The 25357-nt window shown below is 54.6% G+C and carries 29 protein-coding genes, 1 other RNA gene and 1 other annotated feature; of the genes, 13 read left to right on the plus strand and 17 right to left on the minus strand.

Annotated features, from left to right (window positions below):
- Positions 1 to 23: 23 nt before the first annotated feature.
- The 3 genes from hemH to ACTJKZ_RS09390 all read right to left on the minus strand — a co-directional run bounded on the left by hemH (position 24) and on the right by ACTJKZ_RS09390 (position 2731).
- A complete protein-coding gene (gene hemH, locus ACTJKZ_RS09380) occupies positions 24 to 983 on the minus strand; it encodes a ferrochelatase (protein ID WP_440829477.1) in 960 nt (319 codons plus the stop codon).
- Positions 984 to 1096: 113 nt separating this feature from the next.
- Positions 1097 to 1741 (minus strand): adenylate kinase, encoded by a 645-nt coding sequence (adk, locus tag ACTJKZ_RS09385; RefSeq protein ID WP_013357027.1) that lies wholly within the window; start codon positions 1739 to 1741, stop codon positions 1097 to 1099.
- Between the two features lie 114 nt (positions 1742 to 1855).
- Positions 1856 to 2731: a DUF6024 family protein gene (locus ACTJKZ_RS09390; RefSeq protein ID WP_440829478.1), complete on the minus strand. Its 876-nt coding sequence runs from the start codon at positions 2729 to 2731 to the stop codon at positions 1856 to 1858.
- A 187-nt stretch (positions 2732 to 2918) separates the two neighbouring features.
- Between ACTJKZ_RS09390 and ACTJKZ_RS09395 the strand changes: the two genes are divergently transcribed.
- Entirely contained in the window at positions 2919 to 3788 is an 870-nt protein-coding gene (locus ACTJKZ_RS09395) for a LysR substrate-binding domain-containing protein (RefSeq protein ID WP_222924411.1), read from the plus strand.
- A gap of 345 nt (positions 3789 to 4133) precedes the next feature.
- On the opposite strand, the gene htpG is transcribed toward ACTJKZ_RS09395, so the two are convergent.
- From htpG to ACTJKZ_RS09425, 6 genes are all read right to left on the minus strand, one after another.
- Positions 4134 to 6008: a molecular chaperone HtpG gene (gene htpG / locus ACTJKZ_RS09400; protein WP_161731969.1), complete on the minus strand. Its 1875-nt coding sequence runs from the start codon at positions 6006 to 6008 to the stop codon at positions 4134 to 4136.
- Positions 6009 to 6105: 97 nt separating this feature from the next.
- Positions 6106 to 6711 carry a recombination mediator RecR gene (gene recR, locus ACTJKZ_RS09405; RefSeq protein ID WP_222924412.1) on the minus strand — a complete coding sequence of 202 codons (606 nt, stop codon included), beginning with the start codon at positions 6709 to 6711 and terminating at the stop codon, positions 6106 to 6108.
- The gene (locus ACTJKZ_RS09410) at positions 6711 to 7043 is read right to left on the minus strand and encodes a YbaB/EbfC family nucleoid-associated protein (RefSeq protein WP_003850423.1); all 333 of its coding nucleotides are present in this window, start codon (positions 7041 to 7043) and stop codon (positions 6711 to 6713) included. The genes recR and ACTJKZ_RS09410 overlap by 1 nt, the downstream gene beginning before the upstream one ends.
- A 55-nt stretch (positions 7044 to 7098) precedes the next feature.
- Positions 7099 to 9168: a DNA polymerase III subunit gamma/tau gene (dnaX, locus tag ACTJKZ_RS09415; RefSeq protein ID WP_440829479.1), complete on the minus strand. Its 2070-nt coding sequence runs from the start codon at positions 9166 to 9168 to the stop codon at positions 7099 to 7101.
- Positions 7696 to 7757, minus strand: a sequence feature (DnaX frameshifting element). (Overlaps the previous gene by 62 nt.)
- Positions 9169 to 9325: 157 nt before the next feature.
- Positions 9326 to 9877: an adenine phosphoribosyltransferase gene (gene apt / locus ACTJKZ_RS09420; protein WP_013357022.1), complete on the minus strand. Its 552-nt coding sequence runs from the start codon at positions 9875 to 9877 to the stop codon at positions 9326 to 9328.
- Positions 9878 to 10021: 144 nt separating this feature from the next.
- Positions 10022 to 10411, minus strand: a complete 390-nt coding sequence (locus ACTJKZ_RS09425) for a DUF454 family protein (RefSeq protein WP_161731963.1) — start codon at positions 10409 to 10411, stop codon at positions 10022 to 10024.
- Between the two features lie 57 nt (positions 10412 to 10468).
- On the opposite strand from ACTJKZ_RS09425, the gene priC reads away from it, so the two are divergent.
- The 3 genes from priC to rsmS are packed head-to-tail and all read left to right on the plus strand — an operon-like array spanning position 10469 to position 11463.
- A complete protein-coding gene (priC, locus tag ACTJKZ_RS09430) occupies positions 10469 to 10999 on the plus strand; it encodes a primosomal replication protein PriC (protein WP_253421227.1) in 531 nt (176 codons plus the stop codon).
- A 57-nt stretch (positions 11000 to 11056) separates the two neighbouring features.
- On the plus strand, positions 11057 to 11302 hold the full coding sequence (locus ACTJKZ_RS09435) for a hypothetical protein (protein WP_440829480.1): 246 nt from the start codon (positions 11057 to 11059) through the stop codon (positions 11300 to 11302).
- An 8-nt stretch (positions 11303 to 11310) separates the two neighbouring features.
- Entirely contained in the window at positions 11311 to 11463 is a 153-nt protein-coding gene (gene rsmS / locus ACTJKZ_RS09440; RefSeq protein ID WP_161731957.1) for a pleiotropic regulatory protein RsmS, read from the plus strand.
- Here the strand turns inward: rsmS and acrR are convergent.
- Positions 11460 to 12098, minus strand: a complete 639-nt coding sequence (gene acrR / locus ACTJKZ_RS09445) for a multidrug efflux transporter transcriptional repressor AcrR (RefSeq protein WP_033731781.1) — start codon at positions 12096 to 12098, stop codon at positions 11460 to 11462. The two genes, rsmS and acrR, sit on opposite strands and share 4 nt — an antisense overlap.
- A gap of 142 nt (positions 12099 to 12240) precedes the next feature.
- Here acrR and ACTJKZ_RS09450 point away from each other — a divergent pair, with 142 nt between their 5' ends.
- The 4 genes from ACTJKZ_RS09450 (at position 12241) to ykgO (ending at position 17175) form a co-directional block, all read left to right on the plus strand.
- Positions 12241 to 13434: an efflux RND transporter periplasmic adaptor subunit gene (locus ACTJKZ_RS09450; protein ID WP_440829481.1), complete on the plus strand. Its 1194-nt coding sequence runs from the start codon at positions 12241 to 12243 to the stop codon at positions 13432 to 13434.
- 16 nt (positions 13435 to 13450) lie between these two features.
- Positions 13451 to 16606: an efflux RND transporter permease subunit gene (locus tag ACTJKZ_RS09455; RefSeq protein WP_222924419.1), complete on the plus strand. Its 3156-nt coding sequence runs from the start codon at positions 13451 to 13453 to the stop codon at positions 16604 to 16606.
- A 162-nt stretch (positions 16607 to 16768) separates the two neighbouring features.
- Positions 16769 to 17023, plus strand: coding sequence for a type B 50S ribosomal protein L31 (locus tag ACTJKZ_RS09460; RefSeq protein ID WP_033782196.1), 255 nt, complete (start codon positions 16769 to 16771; stop codon positions 17021 to 17023).
- 11 nt (positions 17024 to 17034) lie between these two features.
- Entirely contained in the window at positions 17035 to 17175 is a 141-nt protein-coding gene (gene ykgO, locus ACTJKZ_RS09465; protein ID WP_009091664.1) for a type B 50S ribosomal protein L36, read from the plus strand.
- Positions 17176 to 17220: 45 nt separating this feature from the next.
- Here ykgO and ACTJKZ_RS09470 read toward each other — a convergent pair whose 3' ends face one another.
- Genes ACTJKZ_RS09470 through ACTJKZ_RS09480 form a run of 3 tightly spaced genes read right to left on the minus strand, consistent with a single transcriptional unit; the run spans position 17221 to position 19619 of the window.
- A complete protein-coding gene (locus ACTJKZ_RS09470; RefSeq protein WP_440829482.1) occupies positions 17221 to 18099 on the minus strand; it encodes a metal ABC transporter substrate-binding protein in 879 nt (292 codons plus the stop codon).
- A 15-nt stretch (positions 18100 to 18114) separates the two neighbouring features.
- Positions 18115 to 18954, minus strand: coding sequence for a metal ABC transporter permease (locus ACTJKZ_RS09475; protein WP_260057635.1), 840 nt, complete (start codon positions 18952 to 18954; stop codon positions 18115 to 18117).
- The gene (locus tag ACTJKZ_RS09480) at positions 18951 to 19619 is read right to left on the minus strand and encodes a metal ABC transporter ATP-binding protein (RefSeq protein ID WP_222924425.1); all 669 of its coding nucleotides are present in this window, start codon (positions 19617 to 19619) and stop codon (positions 18951 to 18953) included. The genes ACTJKZ_RS09475 and ACTJKZ_RS09480 overlap by 4 nt, the downstream gene beginning before the upstream one ends.
- 326 nt (positions 19620 to 19945) lie before the next feature.
- On the opposite strand from ACTJKZ_RS09480, the gene ACTJKZ_RS09485 reads away from it, so the two are divergent.
- The 3 genes from ACTJKZ_RS09485 (at position 19946) to ACTJKZ_RS09495 (ending at position 21064) form a co-directional block, all read left to right on the plus strand.
- Complete coding sequence (locus ACTJKZ_RS09485; RefSeq protein ID WP_222924426.1) at positions 19946 to 20299, plus strand: hypothetical protein; 354 nt, start codon at positions 19946 to 19948, stop codon at positions 20297 to 20299.
- A 147-nt stretch (positions 20300 to 20446) separates the two neighbouring features.
- Positions 20447 to 20824 carry an Hha toxicity modulator TomB gene (gene tomB / locus ACTJKZ_RS09490; RefSeq protein WP_161736034.1) on the plus strand — a complete coding sequence of 126 codons (378 nt, stop codon included), beginning with the start codon at positions 20447 to 20449 and terminating at the stop codon, positions 20822 to 20824.
- A 24-nt stretch (positions 20825 to 20848) separates the two neighbouring features.
- Complete coding sequence (locus tag ACTJKZ_RS09495) at positions 20849 to 21064, plus strand: HHA domain-containing protein (protein WP_003850458.1); 216 nt, start codon at positions 20849 to 20851, stop codon at positions 21062 to 21064.
- 138 nt (positions 21065 to 21202) lie between these two features.
- Here the strand turns inward: ACTJKZ_RS09495 and ffs are convergent.
- Positions 21203 to 21299: signal recognition particle sRNA small type (gene ffs, locus ACTJKZ_RS09500), an RNA gene on the minus strand.
- Positions 21300 to 21486: 187 nt separating this feature from the next.
- On the opposite strand from ffs, the gene ACTJKZ_RS09505 reads away from it, so the two are divergent.
- Positions 21487 to 21807, plus strand: a complete 321-nt coding sequence (locus ACTJKZ_RS09505; RefSeq protein ID WP_161736031.1) for an MGMT family protein — start codon at positions 21487 to 21489, stop codon at positions 21805 to 21807.
- 29 nt (positions 21808 to 21836) lie between these two features.
- Here the strand turns inward: ACTJKZ_RS09505 and ACTJKZ_RS09510 are convergent, their stop codons facing one another.
- On the minus strand, positions 21837 to 22394 hold the full coding sequence (locus ACTJKZ_RS09510; protein ID WP_440829483.1) for a YbaY family lipoprotein: 558 nt from the start codon (positions 22392 to 22394) through the stop codon (positions 21837 to 21839).
- Between the two features lie 190 nt (positions 22395 to 22584).
- Here ACTJKZ_RS09510 and tesB point away from each other — a divergent pair, with 190 nt between their 5' ends.
- On the plus strand, positions 22585 to 23448 hold the full coding sequence (gene tesB, locus ACTJKZ_RS09515) for an acyl-CoA thioesterase II (protein WP_440829484.1): 864 nt from the start codon (positions 22585 to 22587) through the stop codon (positions 23446 to 23448).
- Positions 23449 to 23506: 58 nt separating this feature from the next.
- Here the strand turns inward: tesB and amtB are convergent, their stop codons facing one another.
- The gene (gene amtB, locus ACTJKZ_RS09520) at positions 23507 to 24793 is read right to left on the minus strand and encodes an ammonium transporter AmtB (RefSeq protein ID WP_161736029.1); all 1287 of its coding nucleotides are present in this window, start codon (positions 24791 to 24793) and stop codon (positions 23507 to 23509) included.
- Between the two features lie 34 nt (positions 24794 to 24827).
- Positions 24828 to 25166, minus strand: coding sequence for a P-II family nitrogen regulator (gene glnK / locus ACTJKZ_RS09525; RefSeq protein ID WP_003850469.1), 339 nt, complete (start codon positions 25164 to 25166; stop codon positions 24828 to 24830).
- Between the last annotated feature and the right edge of the window lie 191 nt (positions 25167 to 25357).

Below are 25357 nucleotides of genomic sequence, written 5' to 3' on the forward strand. Positions count from 1 at the left end.
ATATCACACTCTCCGCCTTCGCTTTAACGGCGTGCGTCGACCAGTTGCACCATCATGTCGATATGCGCCTCATCGGCGTTCAGCGCAGGGATATACTCAAACTTTTCACCGCCGGCATGCATAAAGATTTCGCAGTTTTCACCACTGATCTCCTCAAGCGTTTCCAGGCAGTCAGACGAGAAGCCCGGACTCATGACCTGAACATGTTTGATCCCTTTGGCAGGCAGGCCTTCCATGGTTTTGTCGGTGTAGGGCATCAGCCAGGGCTCACGACCAAAACGCGACTGGAAGGTCATCATGTACTGATCCTCACGCAGACCCAGCGCTTTGACCAGTGCGACGGTGGTATCCGCACAGCGCTGCGGGTAGTCATCGCCTTCGTTAGCAAAACGTTGCGGAATGCCGTGGAACGACAACACCAGCAGATCGGGCTGACCGTGCCGCTCAAACGAGCGCTCTACCGTCGCTTTCAGCGCGGCGATATAGGCCGGATGTTCGGCGTAGTCACGGATAAACTGCACATCGGGCAGCGAACGATACCCTTTGAAGACGGCGGTCAGGCCATCCCATACCGCGGCTACGGTGGAGCAGGAGAATTGCGGATAGAGTGGCAGCACAATCAGGCGAGTGACGCCCTGCGCCATCAGCTTATCGACTGCGCTTTTCAGGCTCGGATTGCCATAGCTCATACCCAGTTCGACGGGCATATCAACCCGTGCCGCCAGGGCATCGCGCTGACGCATGCTGTAGACCAGCAACGGAGAACCGCCTTCCATCCAGACCGATGCGTAGAGCTTCGACACGCGCGGTGAGCGAAACGGCAGAATGACAGCATTGAGAACCGGCCACCAGAGCCAGCGCGGTGCATCGACCACGCGCGGATCGCTTAAAAACTGCTTCAGATAGCGTTTAACTGCAGGTGTGGTTGGAGCGTCTGGCGTACCTAAATTAACCAATAACACGCCGGGCTTATCTTGCCTCATTTGAGTTCCTTGATGACAACGGGGATGCGTGAAAACAGGGAAATTGTAGCGGAATTAGTGGGAGGTAAAAGCAATTACTGCAAAAGGGGCCAGTGATACCGGCCCCATTGAGCTTAGCCGAGGATCTTAGCCAGCTCGGCACTCACTTCGGTCACTTTACGGGTGCCGTCGATTTTGTGATAGGCGGTGTTGCCCGCTTCCGCTTCTTTGCTGTAGTAAGCAATCAGCGGGGCGGTCATCTGATGGTATTCCACCAGGCGCTTACGCACGGTCTCTTCCTGATCGTCTTTACGCGTGGTCAGCTCCTCGCCTGTCACATCATCTTTACCTTCCACTTTCGGTGGATTAAAGGTGACGTGATAAACACGGCCAGATGGCGCGTGAACGCGACGGCCCACGATACGTTCAACAATCAGCTCGTCCGGTACGGCGAACTCCAGCACGTGATCAACAGTGATCCCGGCTTCTTTCATTGCATCTGCCTGAGGGATGGTGCGCGGGAAACCGTCCAGCAGGAAACCGTTTTTGCAGTCTTCCTGAGTGATACGCTCTTTAACCAGCGCAATCACCAGCTCATCGGTTACCAGTTTGCCAGCATCCATGATGGCTTTCGCCTGGTTACCCAGCTCGCTGCCTGCTTTTACTGCTGCACGCAACATGTCGCCAGTGGAGATTTGCGGAATGCCGTACTTCTCCATGATGAATTGGGCCTGAGTCCCCTTACCTGCGCCCGGAGCTCCGAGCAGAATAATACGCATTGCGTAAATCCCCTTGCGAATCGCATTGATCTATCTTAGAAGCGGAAGAACATACCATTATGACCCGCTCATCACAAGGAAGGGCGAGGATCGCTCAGGGTGACTTTACTCTCTTTATGGCCCTGAACCCGGCCCGGCTGGCTGGCCTGCCGCTTTTTCAGATTTACCGCCTGTGCTGAGCAGGAATTGCAGTCGCCGGCTCAGATGATGTGTCATATTCACGCTTTTTTTGCCACTGCCGCGCACGTTAGCATTCAGCTGCAGCCGTGCCTGCTGGGGCCACTTCACCACATCTTCCGCATCTGACAGCGCAGCGATCAGCGAGGCCGGAACATTAAAACTGGCAAACGGCAAACCGGGCTGATGGCAGGAACTCAGCGGCAGTGGTGCTGACAGGGAAAGCGCATCAACGGTGGCGGCGTTGTAGGGTCGCCACTCGGGATCGGCGAAGCAGCTTAGTGCCTCGTGCGTGCCGTTCAGGCTCAGCCCCTGTTCAAACAGCCGCAGTTCGCTGCGCACCAGCGTACTGAAGTCGTGGGTCCGCAATGCTACCAACACCAGATCGCTGCAGATCCCGGCGTGGCGATCCAGCCGGGTAACAAACAGATTGGCTTCATCGATCAGCTTCTGATGCAGCACGCTGGCGAAACTCTCGCTCGCCTCTGTCACGCCCTGATTCTGGCATTCCCGCAATGAACGGACACGGCCATTGGGCACTTCGACATGCGGCACCAGCATAATGCTGCCCGCTATCAGCGGCACCGCGGGCAGCATGTTGAGTTCGGTGACCGGAAAGTGAGACGCATAACGGCTCTGATTGCGTGCCTGCTCCTGCCGCAGAAACAGCTGAGAAAGCAGCACCTGCGTCAGATGCAGTGAAGGCGCAAAGAAGAGATCGAACTGCTCCAGCCTGTAAAAACGGGAGAGCGCCAGGCGTAACCGATGGCGCGCCTCTGCTGACGTTTCAGAGGATAAAAGGCTGTGTGCCATGTATGTCTCGCTTTAGTGATGATGCGGCGTAAGCGCAGGAGAAGCGAGGCGGAATATCGGTGAAAAACCACAGATATCAGGCTGAGTCAACCCGCCAGAATTTGCCATTCAGAGTAGGTCAATGCGTCTGGACTTTAAAATGATATAAATTGACAATCTCTGTTAGTTTTTTGCACAGGAGATGAGGATGAACGGACTGCCGCCACTAAGAGCGCTGCACTATTTTCACCAGGCAGCCTTACACAGCAGCTTTAGTGTGGCGGCCGACCATCTGCATGTTACGCATAGCGCCATTAGCCACCAGATTCGTCAGCTGGAGAGCTGGATGGGCAAACCACTTTTTGTCCGCAGTAATGGCCGGGTGAAACTGACCTCACATGGCGACCGCCTGTTGCTGAGCTGTCAGCAGGCATTTAGTGAGTTACGCAGCAGCTGTGAGAACATTCGTACCGGTCTGCTTCAGCAGATTCGGATCTCCTGTGCGCCCAGCTTTTTGTCACAATGGCTGATTCCCCGTATCGCCAGCTTTTATCAACGCTATCCGGAGATTGAGGTTCACTTCCAGCCGCTGACGCAGGTTTCGGAACTGCGCAGTGAACATGTGGATGTGCTGATCCTCAGTCATAGTGAGCCACCTGAAGCTGATTTAGACGCGACGCTGGTCAGCGAAGATGAGACCGGACCGCTCTGCGCACCGCATTTTGCTTCTCAGCTGCGGGTCGGCGAAGATCTGGCTACCCTGCCCTTGCTGCACGCGGATACCCGACTACACGCATGGTCAGAGTGGGCGGCAAAAACGGGGTACAGTGGCCATTTTAATCGCGGTAAGCATTTTGAGTCGCTGACGCTGGCTATTCAGGCTGCACGAAGCGGCCTTGGCGTGTTGATGGCACCGCATCTGCTGGTACGCAAAGAGCTGGAGGATGGTACGTTGCTTGCGCCGCTTGGCTTTGTCCCCGTCGAGCGGGCAACCTGGATGATGACGAAGCAGAGCCGGCGTCATGATACGGAGATTAGTCTGTTTCGTGACTGGCTGCGGGATGCCGCACAACCCTAAAAAAAGCCGGTGATGATCACCGGCTTGATTTTTATGAGTGCGCCTGGCCTCTGGCCGCATCGAATGAATCCGGTTCGCAGGGAACACGGTCAGAAGAGGAAAGCGTCCCGCGCCATGGACAAAAACGCCAGGCGTTTTTGAACAACGCAGAGCGTTGGCGCGGTAACGGGCGCACCTCCGGGATGAGGTGCGTAATCGCGCGGGCCGAGCGGGTCATGGATGACGGCTTTTGCGTCTTTTCGATCTGACCGTGTTTTCTGCGCTGGCTCGATCTGACAGCAGTCCAGCCCCTGCTTTGACTTTATCAGCCGTCTGAGGCCGGTGAAAACCACCGGCCTGTAAGCGTTATGCCGTCAGCAACTGGTTCATGCGACGGATAAACTGGTTAGGATCGTCCAGCGTGCCGCGCTCGGCCAGCAACGCCTGATCCAGCAGCAGCTCAATCCACTCACCGAAGCGTGCTTCATCCTGCGTATCGGCAACACGTTTCACCAGCGGATGATCCGGGTTGATTTCAAACAGGTACTTCACTTCCGGCACGTCCTGCCCGGCCGCCGCAAACAGCTTCGCCATCTGCGTGGTCATCTCATTGGCATCGGTAGTCACAATCGCTGGCGTGTCAGTCAGACGATGCGTCAGACGCACCTCTTTCACGCGTTCGCCCAGCAGATTTTTCACACGCTCAACAAACGGCTCCAGCGCTTTTTCCGCCTCTTTCTGCTCTTCGGTCTCTTCATCAGCCAGCTTGCTCAGCGACTCATCCGCTTTGCTGACCGACTGGAAGGTTTTACCGTCGAACTCAGTGAGGTAGCTCATCATCCATTCGTCGATGCGATCGGAGAGCAGCAGCACCTCAATGCCTTTCTTGCGGAACAGCTCCAGATGCGGGCTGCTCTTCGCAGCGGCATAGCTGTCAGCAGTGATGTAATATATCTTCTCCTGACCTTCCACCATGCGGCTGACGTAGTCTTCCAGCGAAATGGTCTGTGCTGAACCTTCGCTCTGGGTGGTGGCGAAGCGCAGCAGCTTAGCGATCGTTTCCTGGTTGGCGTGATCTTCTGCCGGACCTTCTTTCAGCACCAGACCGAACTCATTCCAGAAGGTCTGATATTTCTCGTTGTCCTCTTTCGCCAGTTTTTCCAGCATCTGCAGGGTCCGCTTCGTCAGCGCAGCGCGCAGGCTCTGGGTCACGCGGCTGTCCTGCAGGATCTCACGGGAGACGTTCAGCGGCAGATCGTTGGAGTCAATCAGACCACGCACAAAGCGCAGATAGTTCGGCATAAACTGCTCAGCGTCATCCATGATAAAGACGCGCTGCACGTAGAGTTTCAGGCCATGTTTCTGATCGCGGTTCCACATATCGAATGGCGCACGCGCCGGGATGTAGAGCAGGCTGGTATATTCCTGCTTACCTTCCACCCGATTGTGGCTCCAGGCGACAGGGTCGCTATAGTCATGGGCGATATGCTTGTAGAACTCGTTGTACTCGTCGTCGCTGATCTCAGACTTGTTGCGGGTCCACAGCGCCTGGGCTTTGTTGATCTTCTCCCAGTGCGTTCCTTCGCCCTCTTCGTCTTTGCTCTCAATCTCAACCGGCAGCGCGATGTGATCGGAATATTTGCTGATGATGCTGCGCACGCGCCATGCGTCCAGGAACTCATCCTCGCCTTCGCGCAGATGCAGGGTGATCTCAGTACCGCGATCGGCTTTCTCGATCTCAGCCAGGGTATATTCGCCCTCGCCCGCGGATTCCCAGAACACGCCTTCATCGGCTGATGCGCCCGCGGCACGGGTACGCACCGTGACTTTATCCGCCACGATAAAGGCAGAGTAGAAACCGACACCGAACTGACCGATCAGCTGGCTGTCTTTCGCCTGATCGGAGCCCAGGGATTCCAGGAAAGATTTGGTGCCTGATTTGGCAATAGTCCCGAGGTTCTCAATAACCTCATCGCGACGCATACCGATGCCGTTATCACTGAGCGTGAGGGTACGGTTGTCCTTATCAACAGAGAGACGGACACGCAGCTCGCCATCACCTTCATAGAGGCTGGAATCTGACAGGGCGCGGAAGCGCAGTTTGTCTGCCGCATCCGAGGCGTTGGAGATCAGCTCACGCAGGAAAATCTCTTTGTTTGAATAGAGAGAATGGATCATCAGGTGCAGAAGTTGTTTTACTTCCGACTGAAAGCCACGGGTCTCTTGTCCTTTCATGGTCATTGCTACCTCAACAAAACAGGTTGAACAAACGTTGAGGTTGATGTGGGGATGACAGAAGGAATTTCAAGCCGGTGTCTGTCACAACACCGGCAAGTGATTAAAATTTAAACTTCTGGCGGCCTGCCAGCGAGTGGGACAGCGTGGTGCCATCCACCATCTCCAGCTCTCCGCCTACCGGCACACCGTGCGCGATACGGCTGGCGTCAACGCCATACTGACCACAGAGCTCCGCGATGTAGTTTGCGGTTGCCTCGCCTTCTACCGTCGGGTTGGTGGCGAGAATCACTTCCTGCAGCGTTTCATTCTCCAGCCGCTGCTCCAGACGGTCCAGGCCGATATCCGCCGGACCGATGCCGTCGAGCGGCGAGAGATGCCCCATCAGCACAAAATAGCGACCGCCAAACTGGCCGGTTTGCTCAATGGCGTGGATATCTGCCGGGCTTTCCACCACGCAGATTTGACCATTCTGCTGACGCCGTGGATTGGCGCAGATGGTGCAAATTTCCTGCTCGGTAAATGTCCGGCAGTCGGCACAGTGTCCGATCTCCGACATCGCGCGGGTCAGCGCCTGCGCCAGCCGCATGCCACCGCTGCGATCGCGCTGCAGCAGCTGAAAAGCCATGCGCTGTGCCGACTTCGGCCCAACGCCAGGCAGACAGCGCAGCGACTCCATCAATGATTCAAGCAGTGGACTGGTTTGCATCAGAACGGCATCTTAAAGCCTGGTGGCAGCTGCATGCCTGAGGAAACAGACGCCATCTTCTCTTTCTGGGTTTCATCAATGCGACGTGCCGCATCGTTGAACGCGGCGGCAATCAAATCTTCCAGCATATCTTTGTCATCTTCCAGCAGGCTGGGATCGACTTCCACGCGACGGCAGTTGTGCGCGCCGTTAATGGTGACTTTTACCAGGCCAGCACCCGATTCACCGGTCACTTCAATCGCGGCGATCTCTTCCTGAACCTTGGCCATTTTGTCCTGCATCTGCTGGGCCTGTTTCATCAGGTTGCCCAATCCGCCTTTACCACCAAACATAGTTTTCTCTCTCAGCTAAGGCTACAACGCTATCGTTACAATAGCAGCAGCGTGTCTAAACAGGTCGGATACTCTCCTCATCCAGATCGGCATCAAAAAATCGCTGCAGCGTCTGGATGTGGGTATCACAGGTGATCGACTGACGCGCCTGCGCCAGTTTCTCTTCGTAAATGGCCTGACGCCACTCCAGTGGCGTCAACACCGATGAATTATCGTCTTCAACGACAGAGAGTTCAACTTTCTGCCCTGCACTCTGGCTAAGCGCATCGCTTAAGACCTGCTGCGCCGACGGTGAATTAAGGTGACGCTGGCTGCTGCGCAGGTGCAGGCAGACGCCATTTTCGGTTGTCTCTTTCCAGGCATTTAATGCCAGCTGCTGCACCAGCTTCGGCAACGGCAGGGTTGCAATCTCTGCGGCCCAGGAATCGCGCTGCTGGGCTTCTTCCGCCAGACGCGCCGCCAGCTCAGGGGTTTTCTCATGCTGCAGCGCGGAACGCAAGGCCTTAGGCGTCGCCACCGGCTCCGCTACTTCAACCGGCTGATTAACCGCTTTCCAGCGGTATGCTTCCTCTTTTACCGGGACGGCAGGCTCACGATCGCGGATACGCTGCTGACTGCGCTCGGTGACCGAGGCCAGCCGCTCCAGCGCGGAGTTGGCCGGCCGCGCACCTGGCGCCGCCGGCTCACTCTTTTTTGGCTTGTTCGCTCCCTGACGCAGCAACTGCGTGCGCGCCTGCAGGAGCTGGCTGGTGGAGCTGGAGAGTGCAGTGTCAGGTGCCGCATCCGGTGGCGGCGCAGGCTGCAGAGCCGGATCGGGCGCGGCCATCTGTGGCTGAGCGGCAACCTGCTGTTGCGACGCAGGCATCGGCTGCTGAGCTACAGGCGACCTTGTCTGGGCAGGTGACGGTGTGGCTGGCTGTGCTGTCGTGTGTCGTGCTACAGGCGAAGGACCGGATGGTGTCGGTGACGTCGGCGCAGGAGCAACAGATGCCATCTGTTCCGTTAACACGGGACGCGCAATGGGTTCTGCCACCGCCGCTTTAGGATGAAACGCCAGGGCGCGCAGCAGCGTCATCTCAACGCCCATGCGGCGATCGGGTGCAATCGGCAGATCCTTGCGGCCCATCAGCAGTGTCTGATAATAGAGCTGCAAATCGGCGGGTGGTACGACGCGGGCCAGTTCACGCAGCCGGATCGCATTGCTTTCGTCGTCGTCATTAAGCGAGGCCGGCAGCAGTTGCACCATCGCAATCTGGTGCAGCAGGCGCAGCATCTCGACCAGCAGCGCCTCCCACTCCACCCCGCGTGACGCGGCCTGGCTCAGCAGGTTCATTACCTGCTGACCGTTACCGTCAACCAGCGCTTCAAGCAGCCCCAGCGGCTGTTCATCATCCAGCGTGCCGAGCATAACGCTGACCGTGCTGCTGGTCACCGCGCCCTGCCCCATGGCAATCGCCTGGTCGGTGAGGCTCAGCGCATCGCGCATACTGCCATCGGCGGCGCGCGCCAGCAGCTGCAGTGCCCGGGTTTCGCTCTCAATCTGTTCCTGCTTCAGCACATGCTCAAGCTGCTGACGGATTTGATCAACATCCAGCGCTTTGAGGTGGAACTGCAGGCAGCGCGAGAGAATGGTCACCGGCAGTTTCTGCGGATCGGTGGTCGCCAGCAGAAATTTAACGTGTGAAGGTGGCTCTTCCAGCGTCTTTAACAGCGCATTAAAGCTGTGACGCGACAGCATGTGCACTTCATCGATCAGATAGACTTTGAAACGGCCACGCGCCGGCGCGTACTGCACGTTGTCGAGCAGATCGCGGGTGTCTTCAACTTTGGTGCGTGATGCGGCGTCAATCTCAATCAGATCGACAAAGCGGCCCTGCTCGATTTCACGGCAATTATCGCACTGACCACAGGGCGTGGCGGTGATACCGGTTTCGCAGTTAAGGCCTTTGGCCAGCAGACGCGCAATAGTGGTTTTCCCTACGCCGCGGGTGCCGGAGAAGAGATAAGCATGATGGATGCGTCCCAGAGACAATCCATTCGCCAGCGCCGTCAGAACATGTTCCTGACCGACAACATCAGCAAAAGCCTGGGGACGCCATTTTCGCGCAAGTACCTGATAGCTCATGTGGATTCGACGAAGTTGGATGGAAAGATGAGCGCAGACGCTCTGCAACCCCTGTATAAGATTGCAGTAGTCTATCAGCTACGCTTTTGGCTGGCACTCGTTATCTTGACGCCGGAGGCGTGACGGCCTCGCCGGGTGGCGAGGCCAAAAGCGTGGCTTAGTGGCCGGGGAATTTGACCAGGCTATAGCTTTCAACGCCCAGGGCATTGAGACGCGATTCACCAGTCAGATCGAACAGGTTAATAATGAAGGCTGCGTCTTTCACTTCACCGCCAGCACGGCGAATCAGTTTAACCGTCGCTTCAATAGTCCCGCCGGTCGCCAGCAGATCGTCAACCACCAGCACCAGATCGCCTGGCTGGATGGCATCTTTGTGCAATTCCAGCTTATCGGTGCCGTATTCCAGCTCATAGGATTCGCTGTAAACCTCACGCGGCAGTTTGCCAGGTTTACGAACCGGAACAAAACCGACACCCAGACCTAATGCCACGGGTGCACCAAACAGAAAACCGCGCGCTTCCGTGCCTACCACTTTGGTGATGCCTTTATTACGGTAACGCTCAACCAGCAGCGCAATCGACGCAGCATAGGCTTTCGGATCTTCCAGCAGGCTGGTGACATCGCGGAACAGGATGCCCGGCTTAGGATAATCGGGGATACTTTTAATGCTGTTTTTAATGAATTCAAGCTGCTGCGCAGTGTCGGTCATAATGATACGCCTGGTAAAAAATTCTGTTTCGCGCAGCTTCAAAAGCGCTAATACCTGATAAAAGGCTCAGCGGAAGTCAATTCACAAAGGGAAGCCACGCACGAAGACGCCCAAATCTAAGCAAATGACCGGCTAAATGCAACTTTATCGCGGCGGCGGCGGTGCGTCCGCTGTTTCTGCCACCACCGGAATACGCCACATAAACAGCAGCAGCGCCGCCAGCATGATCAGGAGCACGATGCGAACCCAGAGCTGATGCACCAGAAAAAGTGAGAGACTAAAGGTCGCGACTATCAGGAAGATCGCGCGCACTTTGGCACCCGGTGGCATGGCGCGATGCTGTTGCCAGTGACGCAGATAGCGGCCAAAAGGCGATGTCCACAGCAGCCAGTGATGGAAACGCGGCGATGAACGGGCAAAACACCAGGCCGCCAGCAGCATGAATGGCGTGGTGGGTAATAATGGTAATACAATGCCCAGCGTCCCCAGCACAATCGCCAGCCAGCCGAGGGTTAATAACAGAATGCGTTGCATGAATCTCGCCCAGCTCTTTCCTCATCAGCGTAAGTTAGCACAACTCAGGGCCACACGATGAGTGCGATCGGTGTACAACAGCGCCTGCACCAGCTCCTTATCGCCCTGCGTCAGGAGATAGCCCGCCATCCCGATGGCGTTTGCCGTCTGCCACGTTTTGATACGCAGCTATTCCAGACCAAAGGCACGCGACTGGCGGATTATCTGCAGGAGGTGGAACAGAACTTCGCCCGATTATGCGATGTCAGCCATGACCTGGCCCGCAGTGCCTGGCTGGCTGAACGCCTGGTCGATCAGATTGCCGCCCTGCAACGCGAGGCGAGTACCCAACAGCTGCGTACCCGACGCGAACAGCCAATAAAGAACCCACGCGCGACCAGATATCAGGAGTACCGTGAATTTGAACGGCGTTTACTGGCGATGATCGATCAGCGTGAGCAGCGGCTGGCACTCGCTGAAACCCTGGCGGTACAGCATCAGCTTAAGCAGGATCTGGAAACGTTAGAGGGACGACTGGCACGCTGTCGACAGGCGATTCGCTCGGTTGAGTGGGCCTCGTCATTGCGCGGCAGTGAAGACGGCGAATAAAGCGCAACGAGATAAAAGCGCTTCTATACTGGGTGTAATTCGGCGCGGAGACGAAAAATGGGCTTACTGAGCTGGCTGCTATGCGGGCTGCTACTGGGATTGCTGAAGCGTCTGCTGATGCTGGGACGACCCGGCGGTCTGATGGCAACCCTGACGCTGTCGATGATCGGCGCACTGATTGGCGGCTATATCGCCACCTATTTTGAACTGGGCTCGCTGGCAACGTTGCATGCTGGCGCGCTGGGCATGGCGATCCTCGGCGCAGTGCTGATGCTGCTGGTCGCGGCCCGCTTACGTATTTAGGAGAAAAAATGTCACTGGAAAATGCCCCTGACGACGTCAAACTGGCAGTGGATTTGATCCAGCTTCTGGAAGAGCATCAGTTACCGGTGGAAACGGTGCTTTCAGCGCTGGCCATCGTGCAGCGCGATTTCGAGAACAAGCGCGATGGGCAGCCTGCTTAGCGCTGAGCAGTCAGCGTCGGGCTAAGACGCAGCATATCAATAAAGGCATTGACCAGCGTTGGCGCGTCAGCGGCTAAATCAAAACTTTCAGGCGCAAAAAGCCAGCTTTCCATCATGCCATTAACGTAACCACGCAGGATAAGTGCGGCCTGTCGCGTACTGAGACTACCCGGAAGTTGTCCGGCTTCAATACACTGACGCAGAACATCTTCTATTTTGTCATAGCACTCCAGCAGCAGGCTTTGTTGAATATTTTTCAGCGCCGACATTTCGCCCACAAATTCACATTTATGGAAAATGATCTCCATCAAAGCGCGGCGCTGTGGATCCTTTGCTGTTGCATCAAAGATATAGACCAGCATTGCGCGCAACACAGAGAGTGGATCGCCAGGGTATTTTGTCTGATACTCAAGTTCCACATCGTCCAGACCAGCATCACAACGAAGCCATATTTCATGTAACACATCGGCTTTATTTTTGAAGTGCCAGTAGATAGCCCCACGCGTGACACTGGCCGCGGTGGCAATCTCTGCAAGAGAAGTGGCTGAGACGCCCTGCTGCGAAAACAGAACAATGGCGGCATCAAGAATTTGATGTCGCGTTTCAAGTGCTTGCGCTTTGGTTTTTCGTGCCATAAGGGGCTTTTTTTACAAACAGGTAAGTTTACATACATTTGTGAATGTATGTACCATAGCATGACCTGCGACTTGACACAGCAATGGGTTTTTCAGTTTGTGATCCATTGACCAATTGATATCGGACACTAGAGGTTTATTTATGAATAAAATCAGAGGATTATCGCCTCTGGCGGCCGTCCTGATGCTATCAGGCAGCTTTTTGTTAACAGGATGTGACAACAATAAATCCGAACAAGCCGCCCAGCAACCGCCAGCAGTGGGTGTTGTGACACTTAAAACTGAACCCCTGAAAATTTCGACTGAACTCCCTGGCCGCACCTCAGCATATCGTGTGGCTGAAGTCCGTCCGCAGGTTTCCGGTATCATTCTGAAGCGTAATTTTGTTGAAGGCAGCGATGTCAAAGCAGGTCAGTCTCTTTATCAGATCGATCCGGCGACTTATCAGGCTGCTTACGACAGCGCTAAAGGCGATTTGACACAGGCTCAGGCGAATGCTCGCATCGCTCAGCTGACCGTCAAGCGCTATAAACCGCTGCTCGGCACCAAATATATCAGTCAGCAGGATTATGACACCGCCGTTGCTACTGCCGCGCAAAACGATGCTGCCGTGCAGGTGGCAAAAGCCAATGTTGAAACGGCCCGTATTAACCTGGCTTACACCAAAGTGACCTCGCCTATCAGTGGCCGCATCGGTAAATCCTCTGTTACCGAAGGTGCATTGGTACAAAGCGCACAAACCAACGCGCTCGCTACCGTGCAGCAGCTTGATCCAATGTATGTCGACGTGACCCAGTCGAGCGAAGATTTCATGCGCTTACGTTCAGAACTGGAGACGGGTCAGCTGAAGCAGAACGATGGCAAAGCCAACGTGACGCTGCTGATGCAGAACGGCAGCAGCTATGCACAGACCGGTACGCTGGAGTTCTCTGACGTGACCGTTGATGAAACCACCGGTTCCATCACCCTACGCGCCATTGTCCCGAACCCGAACCACACGCTGTTACCGGGCATGTTTGTTCGTGCGCGTCTGGATGAGGGGATCAACCCGAATGCAATGCTGGTGCCCCAACAGGCAGTTACCCGCACGCCAACGGGTCAGGCAACCGTGATGGTCGTAGGTGCAGATAACAAAGTCGAATCACGTCAGGTCACCACCTCTCAGGCGATTGGCGACAAGTGGTTAGTGACCGACGGCGTTAAAGCAGGCGAACGTGTGATCAGCACCGGACTGCAGCGTGCCAAGCCAGGCGCACAGGTTACTCCACAAGAAGTCTCAGACGATGCGAAAGCGGCACCCGATTCAAAACCGCAGTCTGACAAGTCATCGTCATAACAGGAGCCGTTGATTCATGGCTAAGTTCTTTATCGATCGCCCCATCTTTGCGTGGGTGCTCGCCATCATCATCATGCTGGTCGGTGCGCTATCGATTCTCAAACTTCCGATCGAGCAATATCCCAATGTTGCGCCGCCGGCAATTGAGATTCAGGCGACCTACCCTGGTGCGGATGCAAAAACGCTGCAGGACTCGGTGACGCAGGTCATTGAGCAAAACATGAACGGTATCGATGGACTGATGTATATGTCCTCGAGCAGCGACTCATCCGGTACGCTGACCCTGACTATCTCTTTTGAGTCAGGAACAGATGCGGACATCGCGCAGGTTCAGGTGCAGAACAAACTGCAGCTGGCGACGCCGCTGCTGCCGCAGGAAGTGCAGCAACAGGGGATTCAGGTTAAAAAATCCTCCAGCAGCTTCCTGATGGTTGCGGGCTTCATCAGCGACGATGACAATATGACGCAGAATGATATTTCTGATTTCATTTCGTCGTCCATCAAAGATCCCATCAGCCGTACTAAAGGCGTGGGTGATACCCAGGTATTTGGTGCGCAGTACGCGATGCGTATCTGGATGGATCCGCACAAGCTGAACAACTACAACCTGACACCGGTCGATGTGATCAGCGCGCTGAACACTCAGAACACCCAGGTCGCTGCCGGTCAGTTAGGTGGTACGCCTCCGGTTCCGGGCCAGCAGCTTAACGCCTCAATCATTGCGCAAACCCGTCTGACCTCAACGGATGAGTTCGGTAAAATTCTGCTCAAAGTGAACGAGGATGGTTCTCAGGTTCGTCTGCGTGATGTGGCCAGAATTGAGCTCGGCGCAGAAAACTACGAGATCATTGCCCGTTATAACGGCAAGCCTGCGTCCGGTATCGGTATCAAGCTGGCCACAGGTGCGAATGCGCTGGATACCGCCAATGCGGTGAAAGCCGAACTGGCCAAATTGCAGCCAACGTTCCCGGCCGGGTTAAAAGTAGTCTATCCGTATGACACCACCCCATTCGTTAAGATCTCGATTTTCGAAGTAGTGAAAACGCTGATCGAAGCGATTGTGCTGGTGTTCCTGGTCATGTACCTGTTCCTGCAAAACTTCCGTGCCACGTTGATTCCTACCATCGCCGTGCCCGTGGTATTGCTGGGTACGTTTGCCGTTATCAGCGCGTTTGGTTATTCGATAAATACCCTGACGATGTTCGGGATGGTGCTGGCCATCGGCTTGCTGGTGGATGACGCCATCGTGGTGGTCGAGAACGTCGAGCGCGTCATGGCGGAAGAAGGATTGCCGCCAAAAGAAGCGACCAAGCGTTCTATGGAGCAGATTCAGGGCGCGCTGGTCGGTATCGCGCTGGTGCTTGCCGCCGTATTTATTCCGATGGCGTTCTTTGGTGGTTCGACCGGCGTTATTTATCGTCAGTTCTCAATCACTATCGTTTCAGCGATGGCGTTGTCGGTGCTGGTCGCCTTTATTCTGACGCCGGCACTCTGTGCCACCATGCTGAAGCCGGTTAAAAAAGGCGAGCACGGTAAAACCACCGGTTTCTTTGGCTGGTTCAACCGCATGTTCGACAAAAGCACCCACCACTATGTCGACAGCGTCGGCCACATGATCCGCAGTACGGGTCGCTATATGGTGATCTACCTGCTGATCGTGGTCGGTATGGCGTTTCTGTTTATGCGACTGCCCTCTTCATTCTTACCGGAAGAGGATCAGGGTCTGCTGCTCGCTCAGGCACAGCTGCCAGCGGGTGCTACTCAGGAACGTACCCAGAAAGTGCTGGATCAGGTGTCGGATTACTTCCTGACGCAAGAGAAAGATACGGTTAAATCGGTGTTCACCGTTAACGGCTTCGGCTTTGCTGGTCGTGGACAGAACACCGGTATCGCCTTTGTCAGTCTTAAGCCGTGGGATGAGCGTGCCGGTAGCGACATGAAAGTTCCGGCGATTGCTGGCCGTGCCATGCAGGCGCTGGGGGCGATCAAAGATGCGATGGTCATTCCTTTCAACCTGCCAGCAATTATCGAACTGGGTAATGCGACCGGCTTTGACTTTGAGCTGATTGATCAGAACAACCTTGGCCACGATAAGCTGACAGAAGCACGTAATCAGCTGTTCGGTATGATTGCGCAGCATCCTGATACGCTGGTGGGTGTTCGCCCTAACGGGATGGAAGATACACCGCAGTACAAACTGACTATCGATCAGGAAAAAGCGCAGGCGCTGGGCGTATCACTGAGTGATATCAATACCACGCTGGCAGCCTCCTGGGGCGGCTCTTACGTAAACGACTTTATCGACCGCGGTCGTGTGAAGAAAGTTTACGTCATGGGTAATGCGGATTCCCGTATGCTGCCGGACGACATTGGTAAATGGTACGTGCGTAACAGCAGTGGAACTATGGTGCCCTTCTCTGCCTTCTCGTCAGCGAAGTGGCAATATGGTTCACCGCGTCTCGAACGTTACAACGGTCTGCCTGCGATGGAAATTCTGGGACAGGCCGCACCAGGCAAAAGCTCCGGTGCAGCAATGGACCTGATGGAAGAGCTGGCGGCGAAGCTGCCTGCGGGCATCGGCTATGACTGGACCGGTATGTCCTATCAGGAACGTCTGTCAGGCAACCAGGCTCCTGCGCTCTATGCCATCTCGCTAATTGTGGTCTTCCTGTGTCTTGCCGCACTGTACGAGAGCTGGTCGATTCCCTTCTCGGTCATGCTGGTTGTTCCACTTGGGGTCATAGGTGCGCTGATCTTTACCACGCTGCGTGGCCTGAGTAATGACGTCTACTTCGTGGTGGGGTTATTGACAACCATCGGCCTCTCGACCAAGAACGCCATCCTTATCGTCGAATTTGCCAAGGATTTGATGGATAAAGAGGGTAAAGGGCTGATTGAAGCAGCACTGGAAGCCTGTCGTATGCGTCTGCGTCCTATCCTGATGACGTCGCTGGCGTTTATTCTCGGGGTACTGCCGCTGGCGATCAGTACGGGTGCTGGCTCCGGTTCACAAAACGCCGTAGGTACTGGCGTTATCGGGGGCATGGTCACCGCGACCATACTGGCGATCTTCTTCGTTCCTGTGTTCTTTGTGGTGGTACGCCGCCGCTTTGGCAAGAAAAAAGACGAATCATCCAGAAGTCATCCGGTTGAGGCTGACCAGACTCACTAAGCTGTAAATCATCTGAGGCCGCGCAAGCGGCCTTTTTTTATGCCTGCGATTCAGCCCTTCTCCCTTCCTGACACTTCACGCGAGCTGACGTCCTGGCAGTTGCAATCATGAACAGTGCGGCGCATAATAATGTTATATTATAACATTACATAGGAGAGTATTTTGAAAGCGAATATCCATCCTCACTATCGTCACGTGGTCTTCCATGACACATCAGCTGACGTTTATTTCAAAATCGGTTCGACCATCAAAACCGATCGCACCGTAGAGTTTGAAGGTGAAACGCTGCCCTACGTCACACTGGATGTGTCGTCGGCCTCACACGTTTTCTATACCGGCAAACAGAAAGATTTCGCCAAAGAGGGCAGCACCGCGCGCTTTAATCAGCGTTTCGGGCGCTTTCTTGGCCGTAAATAAGGTAAAGATTCATGCAGGTATTGAGTTCGCTGCGCTCAGCAAAAAATCGCCATCGGGATTGCAGGGTAGTGCGCCGCAAGGGTCGGATTTACGTGATCTGTAAAACGAATCCACGCTTTAAAGCCGTACAGGGAAGAAAGAAAAAACGCTAGTATGTGTCGTGATGACTGGCCGGGCTTGCCCGGCCTTTTTTATGCTTAGCGCATGCTCTTCAGCATCGCATTCACGTTATGTCTAAAGGCCGCCTCATAAGTGGCTGCCGGGCCAGAGGCCGTGGACAACGCTTCCGGATAGAGCTCACCACCCGGCTCGGCACCCGTGGCGCTGGCAATCTGTTTTACCAGGCGCGGATCAGTCTGGTTCTCTATAAAATAGCGGTTGATATGCTGCTGCTTTAGTTGGGTGATTAAACTACCCACGTCACTGGCACTTGCTTCCGCTTCAGTAGAGAACCCTACCGGCGCAAGAAACGTCACGCCATAGCGCTGTCCAAAGTAACCAAACGCATCATGACTGGTCAGCACTTTTCGCTTGTCGGCAGGCACAGCATCAAAGGCCGTTTTTGCCCAGCTATCCAGCGCCTCCAGCTGCTGAATGTAATTCTGACCACGCTGACGAATGGCGGTGGCATCTTCAGGATCGGCTTTGACCAGCGCATTCATTACGTTAGTGGCATAGATCACGCCGTTCTGCATGCTGTTCCAGGCGTGAGGATCGGTAACGGTTTTGCCCTCCTCCTCCATGCTGCGGGTGGTGACACCCGCCGAGGCCACAACGGACTGGCCGCGATATCCGGAGGCGCTGACCAGCCGATCCATCCACCCTTCCAGTCCCAGTCCACTGACAAAGACCAGATCGGCCTTTGCAAGTGCCTGACTGTCCTGCGGCGTGGGTTCAAATGTATGAGGATCGCCATTCGGCCCCACCGGGCTTTTCACGTTGACATGGTCGCCGCCGACCTGCTTAACGATGTCTGCCAGCACGGTAAAGCTGGCCACCACATCCACCGTTTTTGCCATCGCAAAAGGCGTGGCAAACAGCGCTGCGAGCGCCAGGCTAACCGGTAATTTCTTCATAGATACCCCTTTAGATTAATGGCGACGAAAAATCCCGCCGCATGGCCCTGCAAGAATGGAGAGAAAAAACAGCATGGCGGCGCTCAGCACCACAGCGGGGCCGGCCGGCAATGAAAAGTGCCAGGAGAGCATCAGTCCCGCCAGCGCTGAAATCATTGCCATGAAAATGGCAATCACCAGCATGGCGGCAAGATGACGGCTCCAGAAACGGGCGCTGGCGGCGGGTAGCATCATCAGTCCCACCGACATCAGCGTGCCCAGTACCTGAAAGCCCGCGACTAGATTCAGCACCACCAGCATTAAAAACAGACCATGCACCAGCGGCGCGCTCCATTTCCCCTGCGCCCGCAGAAAGTCACCGTCAAATGCGTCGATGACCAGCGGACGATAGATGATCGCCAGCAGAATCAGCGTAAAGGCGGCGATGCCGCCGACCAGCAGCAGCGCGCCGTTATCCACCGCCAGCAGCGAGCCAAACAGAACGTGCAGCAGATCCACGCTTGAGCCGCGTAATGAGACCAGCGTGACGCCCAGCGCCAGGGATCCAAGATAGAACCCGGCAAAACTGGCATCCTCTTTCAGGGGCGTATAGCGACTGACCGCGCCAGAAAGCAGCGCCACGGCTAAACCGGCGATCAGGCCGCCGATACCCATCGCAACCAGCGACAGGCCGGAGATCAGATAACCAATAGCGGCACCGGGCAGCACTGCATGTGATAAGGCATCACCAATCAGGCTCATCCGGCGCAGCGAAAGGAACACGCCGAGTGGCGTAGCGCTGACCGCCAGTGCAAAACAGGCCACCAGCGCGCGCCGCATAAAACCAAACTCAATAAAAGGCTGCATCAGGGTCACGGCGCACAACTCCGCAAAGGGATAGCAGGCTGACTGGTGCAGCTGACCTCACTGTCATCCATCGACATGACGTTACTGAAGTAGCGCGCCACCAGCGGACGATCATGCAGCACCACCAGCAGGGTTGTGCCGGCCTGCTGTTGCTGCTCAAGAATCGACATCAGTAATGTCACGGTCTGGCTGTCAATGCCGTTAAAAGGCTCATCCAGCAGCCAGAGCTGGCTGCGCTGCAACATCAGTCGTGCAAACAAAACGCGCTGAAGTTGTCCGCCTGATAAAGTCGCGGGCTGCACATCTGCATAATCATGCATCTGAACGGCCTCCAGCGCCTGCCAGATTTCACGGCGTAGTACCCGGTTAATACCGCCGAACCAGCCGCAGCGCGGCCAGCAGCCTATTGAGACCAGTTCAAATACTGTCAGGGGAAAACGGGTTTCAAGTTCTGTTCGCTGCGGCATCCAGCCGATATCCCGACGCGAAACCTGCAATTCACAACGTCCGGTTATCGGTGGCAATAAACCCGCAATAGTTTTCAGCAGGGTTGATTTGCCACTGCCGTTAGCACCGACTAAGGCTGTCATCGAGCCAGCTGCAATCTGCCCGGTAACCAACGGGGTGACGCTCTGTCCCTGATAGCCAGCACGAAGCGTGTTGAACCGGATCATGTGATCCCCCATTTTATGGCCACGGCAAGCAGCGCGATGAATAGCACGGCTACACTCAGCCTCCCACCCAATGACATAAGTAATCCACTCTGACGCATCGCTTCACCAATATGTTATAACATAACAAATAAGATACCGGATATTCCCGTCAGGGAAACGCGTGATTGTGTATCAAAAGATAAACACCAACAGGACTTACGGCAGGATGCTGGCAGGCACTGCCGCCTGCTGAAGCGCAGATGCTGACAGTTTTGTGCTCTGCTGGCTTGCAAACCAGTTGCAGAAAACCAATGATAGGTTTATTAACGGTTATTAGTGGATCAGATATGCTGTCACGTATTGAATGTGATATTGCCCTGGGCGAAGCAGACTGCGAAAAAATAGCAGAGATTGTTCAGCGGAATATTCTCAAAATAACAGATTTGCTGGTAGGTGATTTACGCTGGTACTCACAGAATGCGCAGTTAGTTCCAGGCAGTTTAAAAATTGTTTCTGTTGAATACCTGGATATGAATAGTTTTAAATTACTTTACGATTTTGACTGGAATTTATTTAATCCCTGTCTGGATCTAAATGAAACCGTGACGCAATCTGAGCAGGTAAACTTTCACATTAAGCCCGGAGCACTTGAGTTTGATGTGGTCGACAATCAGCAGCCCTCCCCTGGCGATGAATTGTAATATTTAGTAATGGAGGTGAGCAGAACTAATGGTTTTACACTATCTTTAAGGTATCCCGTTTAATAACTGCCCGAATAATCGCTTCCTGGCTGCGTTATCCACTATCGCCGCCCTGCGGCAACTGAGCTAGCTATGGAGGGGAAAAAGATGGACGAATACTCACCGAAACGGCATGATATTGCCCAGCTTAAATATCTGTGTGAGAGCCTGTTTGACGACAGCATGGCAACATTAACCGACAGCCATCACGGCTGGGTGAATGACCCCACTTCTGAAAGCAATCTGCAGCTTAACGATTTGATTGAACACATTGCCTCTTTCACCATGAATTACAAAATTAAGCACGTCGAAGATGAAGCGCTGATTTCGCAAATCGATGAATATCTTGATGATACTTTTATGCTATTCAGCAACTATGGTATCAACAGTCCGGATCTTCAACGGTGGCAACGTTCAGCGAAACGCTTATTTAATCTGTTCACTGAAGAGTGCGCTTTTCTGCACCAGCCAAGCCATTCATTATAGTACAGACATGAGAACGGTTTATTTATGAACAAAACCCTGACTAAAACCGATTATTTGATGCGACTGCGGCGTTGCCGCTCTCTGGATACCCTGGAAAGGGTCATTGAAAAAAATAAGTATGAATTACCCGAGGATGAATTAGCGGTATTTTACTCCGCAGCCGACCATCGCCTGGCGGAACTGACGATGAACAAGCTCTACGATAAAGTCCCAGGTTCAGTATGGAAATTTGTCCGTTAATCTGACGGATTGTTGCTGCGTTTAATCTCTTCTTTAGTACCGGATATTCCTGCCTGCCGGCAAAGGATCGGCCCAGGCGGGTTTTGCCTGTCTGCAGTTTCGGGAGAAGAGATATTCAGAGGGGGAAAATGGTGGGGGCCCTGCCAGCTACATCCCGGCACACGCGTCACCTGCTGCGGCTGCTTCCTTCCGGATCTGACCGAGTTCACAAGCTAGCATTGCGGGAGAACCAACAGGGCCCCCATTGACAAGCCCTCTTTACGAGAGCGGGGGCATTATCTGGGAAGGAGATGGCAATTGCAAGCGTAGTCGGGACAACCGTTGTTTTCTTGAACAATCGCCGAGCTGACACTGTTTCCTCATCCTCCTCATGCTAAAGTTAAAACCCAATTCCTGATGAAAAAAGCAGAATAAATAAGCACATGGATCAGCCTGACTCTTTCCAGCAACGCATCTGGCAAATTGTTGCCGCAATACCCTATGGCCACGTCGCGACTTATGGCGACGTTGCGCGACTGGCGGGCTCCCCGCGCGCGGCACGTCAGGTGGGCGGCGTGCTGAGCCGGTTACCAGAAGGCACTACTCTACCCTGGCATCGCGTTGTTAATCGCCATGGCACAATTTCACTACAGGGCGACCGTCTGATGCGGCAGCGGGATGCGCTGGAAGCGGAAGGCATAGAGGTCAGTGATGACGGGCAACTCGATCTTTCGACCTGTCGCTGGCAATTTCAGGCAGGATGAAGGGGCGACAAGGTCGCCCCGGCAGAGAATTAAATACGTGTTGGTGCCGGAACAGCAGCAGATAGCGTCACCTGAGTGGGTGAAGTCGACGGAACAGTTGTCGCGGCGCCCGGCTGGGTTGGCATCGCTACTGACGGTACCGGTACCAGCAGCAGTTCAGCTTTGGTGCCACCCTGGTTGATGACCGGCTTCACGCCTTCAGTGACAAAGGCCAGCTTGCCGTCGATTGAGATGGCTGCGCTTAACAGAATGCGTGCATTGGGCTGAATGTCGGCAGGGTTAAACGGTAATACAAACTGGAACGGTGCCTGTTTACCTTCAGTACGCACCACGCGCTGCGACAGCACTTTTGATGGAGCATCGGATACGGAGGCATCAGAAAGCGTCACGGTTAATACCGCATCCGGCGGCAGCGCAATGCGCTGGCGGATAAAGACTGAACCACTTACGTTTGGCTGCGCAATCGCGGCCGTTTGTCCTGCCACTGCAGAACCCAGCGTTGGCGTTGGAACTGGTTTACTCTTGTCGGCACATCCCGCAACAGCAACCGCAATAACTACCCCACTGAACACATGCCTGAGTTTCATTGATGTCGTCTCCATTTGATCAAAATGATTGTCGGCAGCGAATCCTGCTTACAGCGCTTCACTCGCCGTATGGGCTTAATATTGGCACAAAAATGAAATTTTGCCTGGCACAGGCAAAGCGGAAAGTCTGATTGACGTCAACTGGTCCGATCTTTCACACTGAGCGGGTCACTATATTGAGGAATGCGCCATGAGTCAGGCACTGCAAAATCTGCTGAATTTATTGAATCTGGAAAAACTGGAGGAGGGTTTATATCGCGGCCAGAGCGAAGATCTGGGACTGCGCCAGGTGTTTGGCGGTCAGGTGGTGGGTCAGGCGCTGTATGCTGCAAAGCAAACCGTCGCGGAAGATCGCATTATTCACTCATTTCACAGCTATTTTTTGCGGCCCGGCGATAGCCAGAAAGCGATTATCTATGATGTTGAAACGCTGCGTGATGGCAAAAGTTTCAGCGCACGCAGGGTCAGCGCTATTCAGAATGGCCAGCCCATTTTTTATATGACGGCCTCTTTTCAGTCACCTGAAAGCGGATTTGAACATCAGAATCCGATGCCACAGGTGCCGGGGCCGGAGAACCTGTTAACCGAACAGGCGATGGCGCAGAAAATGGCGCATCTGCTGCCAGAAAAGTTACGCGAGAAATTCATTGCTGAACGTCCGCTGGAGATTCGCCCGGTACAGATCCATAACCCGCTTCGTGGACATGTGGATAAACCGGAGCGTCAGGTCTGGATCCGTGCCACCGGCCCCCTGCCCGATGACCTGCGTATCCATCAGTACCTGCTCGGCTATGCGTCCGACCTCAACTTCCTGCCGGTTGCGCTGCAGCCGCACGGTAAAGGCTTTTTAGAGCCGGATATGCAGGTCGCCACGATCGACCACTCTATGTGGTTCCACCGCCCGTTCGACTTCACTGAATGGCTGCTCTACAGCGTGGTCAGTACCTCAGCTTCCGGGGCACGCGGTTTTGTCCGCGGCGAGTTCTACAATCAGCAGGGTGTGCTGATAGCCTCAACAGTTCAGGAAGGGGTAATGCGCCAGCGCAGCGAATAAAGAGAAATAAAAAAGGGGCGATTGCTCGCCCCCGATTATTCATTTCAGTGCCTGTCCATTACTGGTTGTAAGCATTCTCGCCGTGGCTGTTTACATCCAGACCTTCACGTTCATGCTCTTCCGGTACGCGCAGTCCGACAATCAGATCGGCCAGCTTGAAGCCAATGAAGGCAACAACGCCCGACCAGACAATCGTCAGACCCACACTGAAGAGCTGCACCCAGACCTGATGGCCCATGGTTACACCCTGAGCATAACCGACGCCGCCCAGTGAAGAGGAAGCAAACACGCCCGTCAGGATACAGCCCACGATACCGCACACGCCATGCACGCCGAACACATCGCACGGATCATCAACGCGCAGCCATTTTTTGAGGGTGGTGACGCCCCACAGTCCCGCCAGTCCGCCGACCAGGCCGATGATTAACGCACCGCCCACACCGACATAGCCACAGGCTGGGGTAATCGCGACCAGACCGGCAATAAAGCCTGAGCAGGCACCCAGCAGTGAAGGCTTACCCCGTACCGCCCACTCACCAAAGGTCCATGCCAGTACCGCACCTGCTGTTGCAACCACGGTGTTAAGGAAAGCCAGCGCGGCGATTTCGTTCGCTGCTGAAGCTGAACCGGCATTAAAGCCAAACCAGCCAACGTACAGAATAGCGGTGCCGGTAAAGACCATCGGCAGGTTGTGGGGTTTGAATGCCTCTTTACCAAATCCCGCACGTTTGCCCACCAGATATGCACCAACCAGACCCGCTATAGCGGCGTTAATATGCACCACGGTACCGCCAGCGAAATCCAGTGCGCCATCCTGTGCCAGGAAACCGCCCGCCCAGACCATGTGTGCAATAGGTAAATATGAAAGCGTCAGCCAGACACCGACGAAGATCAATACGGCAGAGAAACGGATACGCTCTGCAATGGCACCAACAATCAGGCCCACGGTAATACAGGCAAACGAGGCCTGGAATGCTACATGGATATACTGATAGAAACTGCCCATAACGGCGGTAAGCTGAATGTTTTTCAGCATGGCCCAGCCAAAGCCGCCGAAAAAGGCGTTACCTTCACTGAATGCCAGGGAGTAGCCGTAGACCACCCACAGCACGCACACCAGCGAGAAGGTGACAGCAACCTGCGTCAGCATCGACAGAACGTTTTTGCCACGAATCAGACCGCCGTAAAACAGCGCAATACCTGGAATTGACATAAAGAGCACCAGCGCGGTGCAAATCATCATAAATGCGTTATCAGCCTTGTCCGCAACGGCAGGCGCAGCCATTGCGAGTGAGGGTAACAGTGCCAGACTGGTGAGGCCCAGCTTAGTGAAAATTTTATTCATTTTTATTCCATCCCATCACAGTACTGAGTCTTAATTACAGAGCGGCTTCGTCGGTTTCGCCGGTACGAATACGGATGACGCGCTGCAGTTCAGCCACGAAAATTTTACCGTCGCCAATTTTGCCGGTGTAAGCCGCTTTACTGATGACATCCACCACTTCGTCTAACTGATCGTCGGCAATGGCGATATCAATTTTGACCTTTGGCAGGAAGTTCACGCTGTACTCTGCGCCACGATAGAGCTCTGCATGGCCTTTCTGACGACCAAAACCTTTCACTTCGGAGACGGTCAGTCCCTGAATGCCGATAGAGGATAAAGCTTCACGTACATCCTCCAGTTTGAATGGCTTAATTACGACGGTAACCAGCTTCATTGGATCCCCTCCAGCGAGTAAATAGGTAACGTTTACGGACACGCAGGGATATAAGCAAAGCCTGTGCCAGAGTGTAAAAGTGCCCTTAATCAGTGAGTCAGGCGAGACAGAGCAAGGGATGCTTCAGGGAAGATATGAATGAGAATGGGTGTGTGACAGGGATCGCAGGCTGAGACTGCACTCCTTTGGTG

The sequence above is a fragment of the Pantoea sp. 22096 genome (assembly GCF_052045955.1).
GTDB classification, from domain to species: domain Bacteria; phylum Pseudomonadota; class Gammaproteobacteria; order Enterobacterales; family Enterobacteriaceae; genus Pantoea; species Pantoea alfalfae.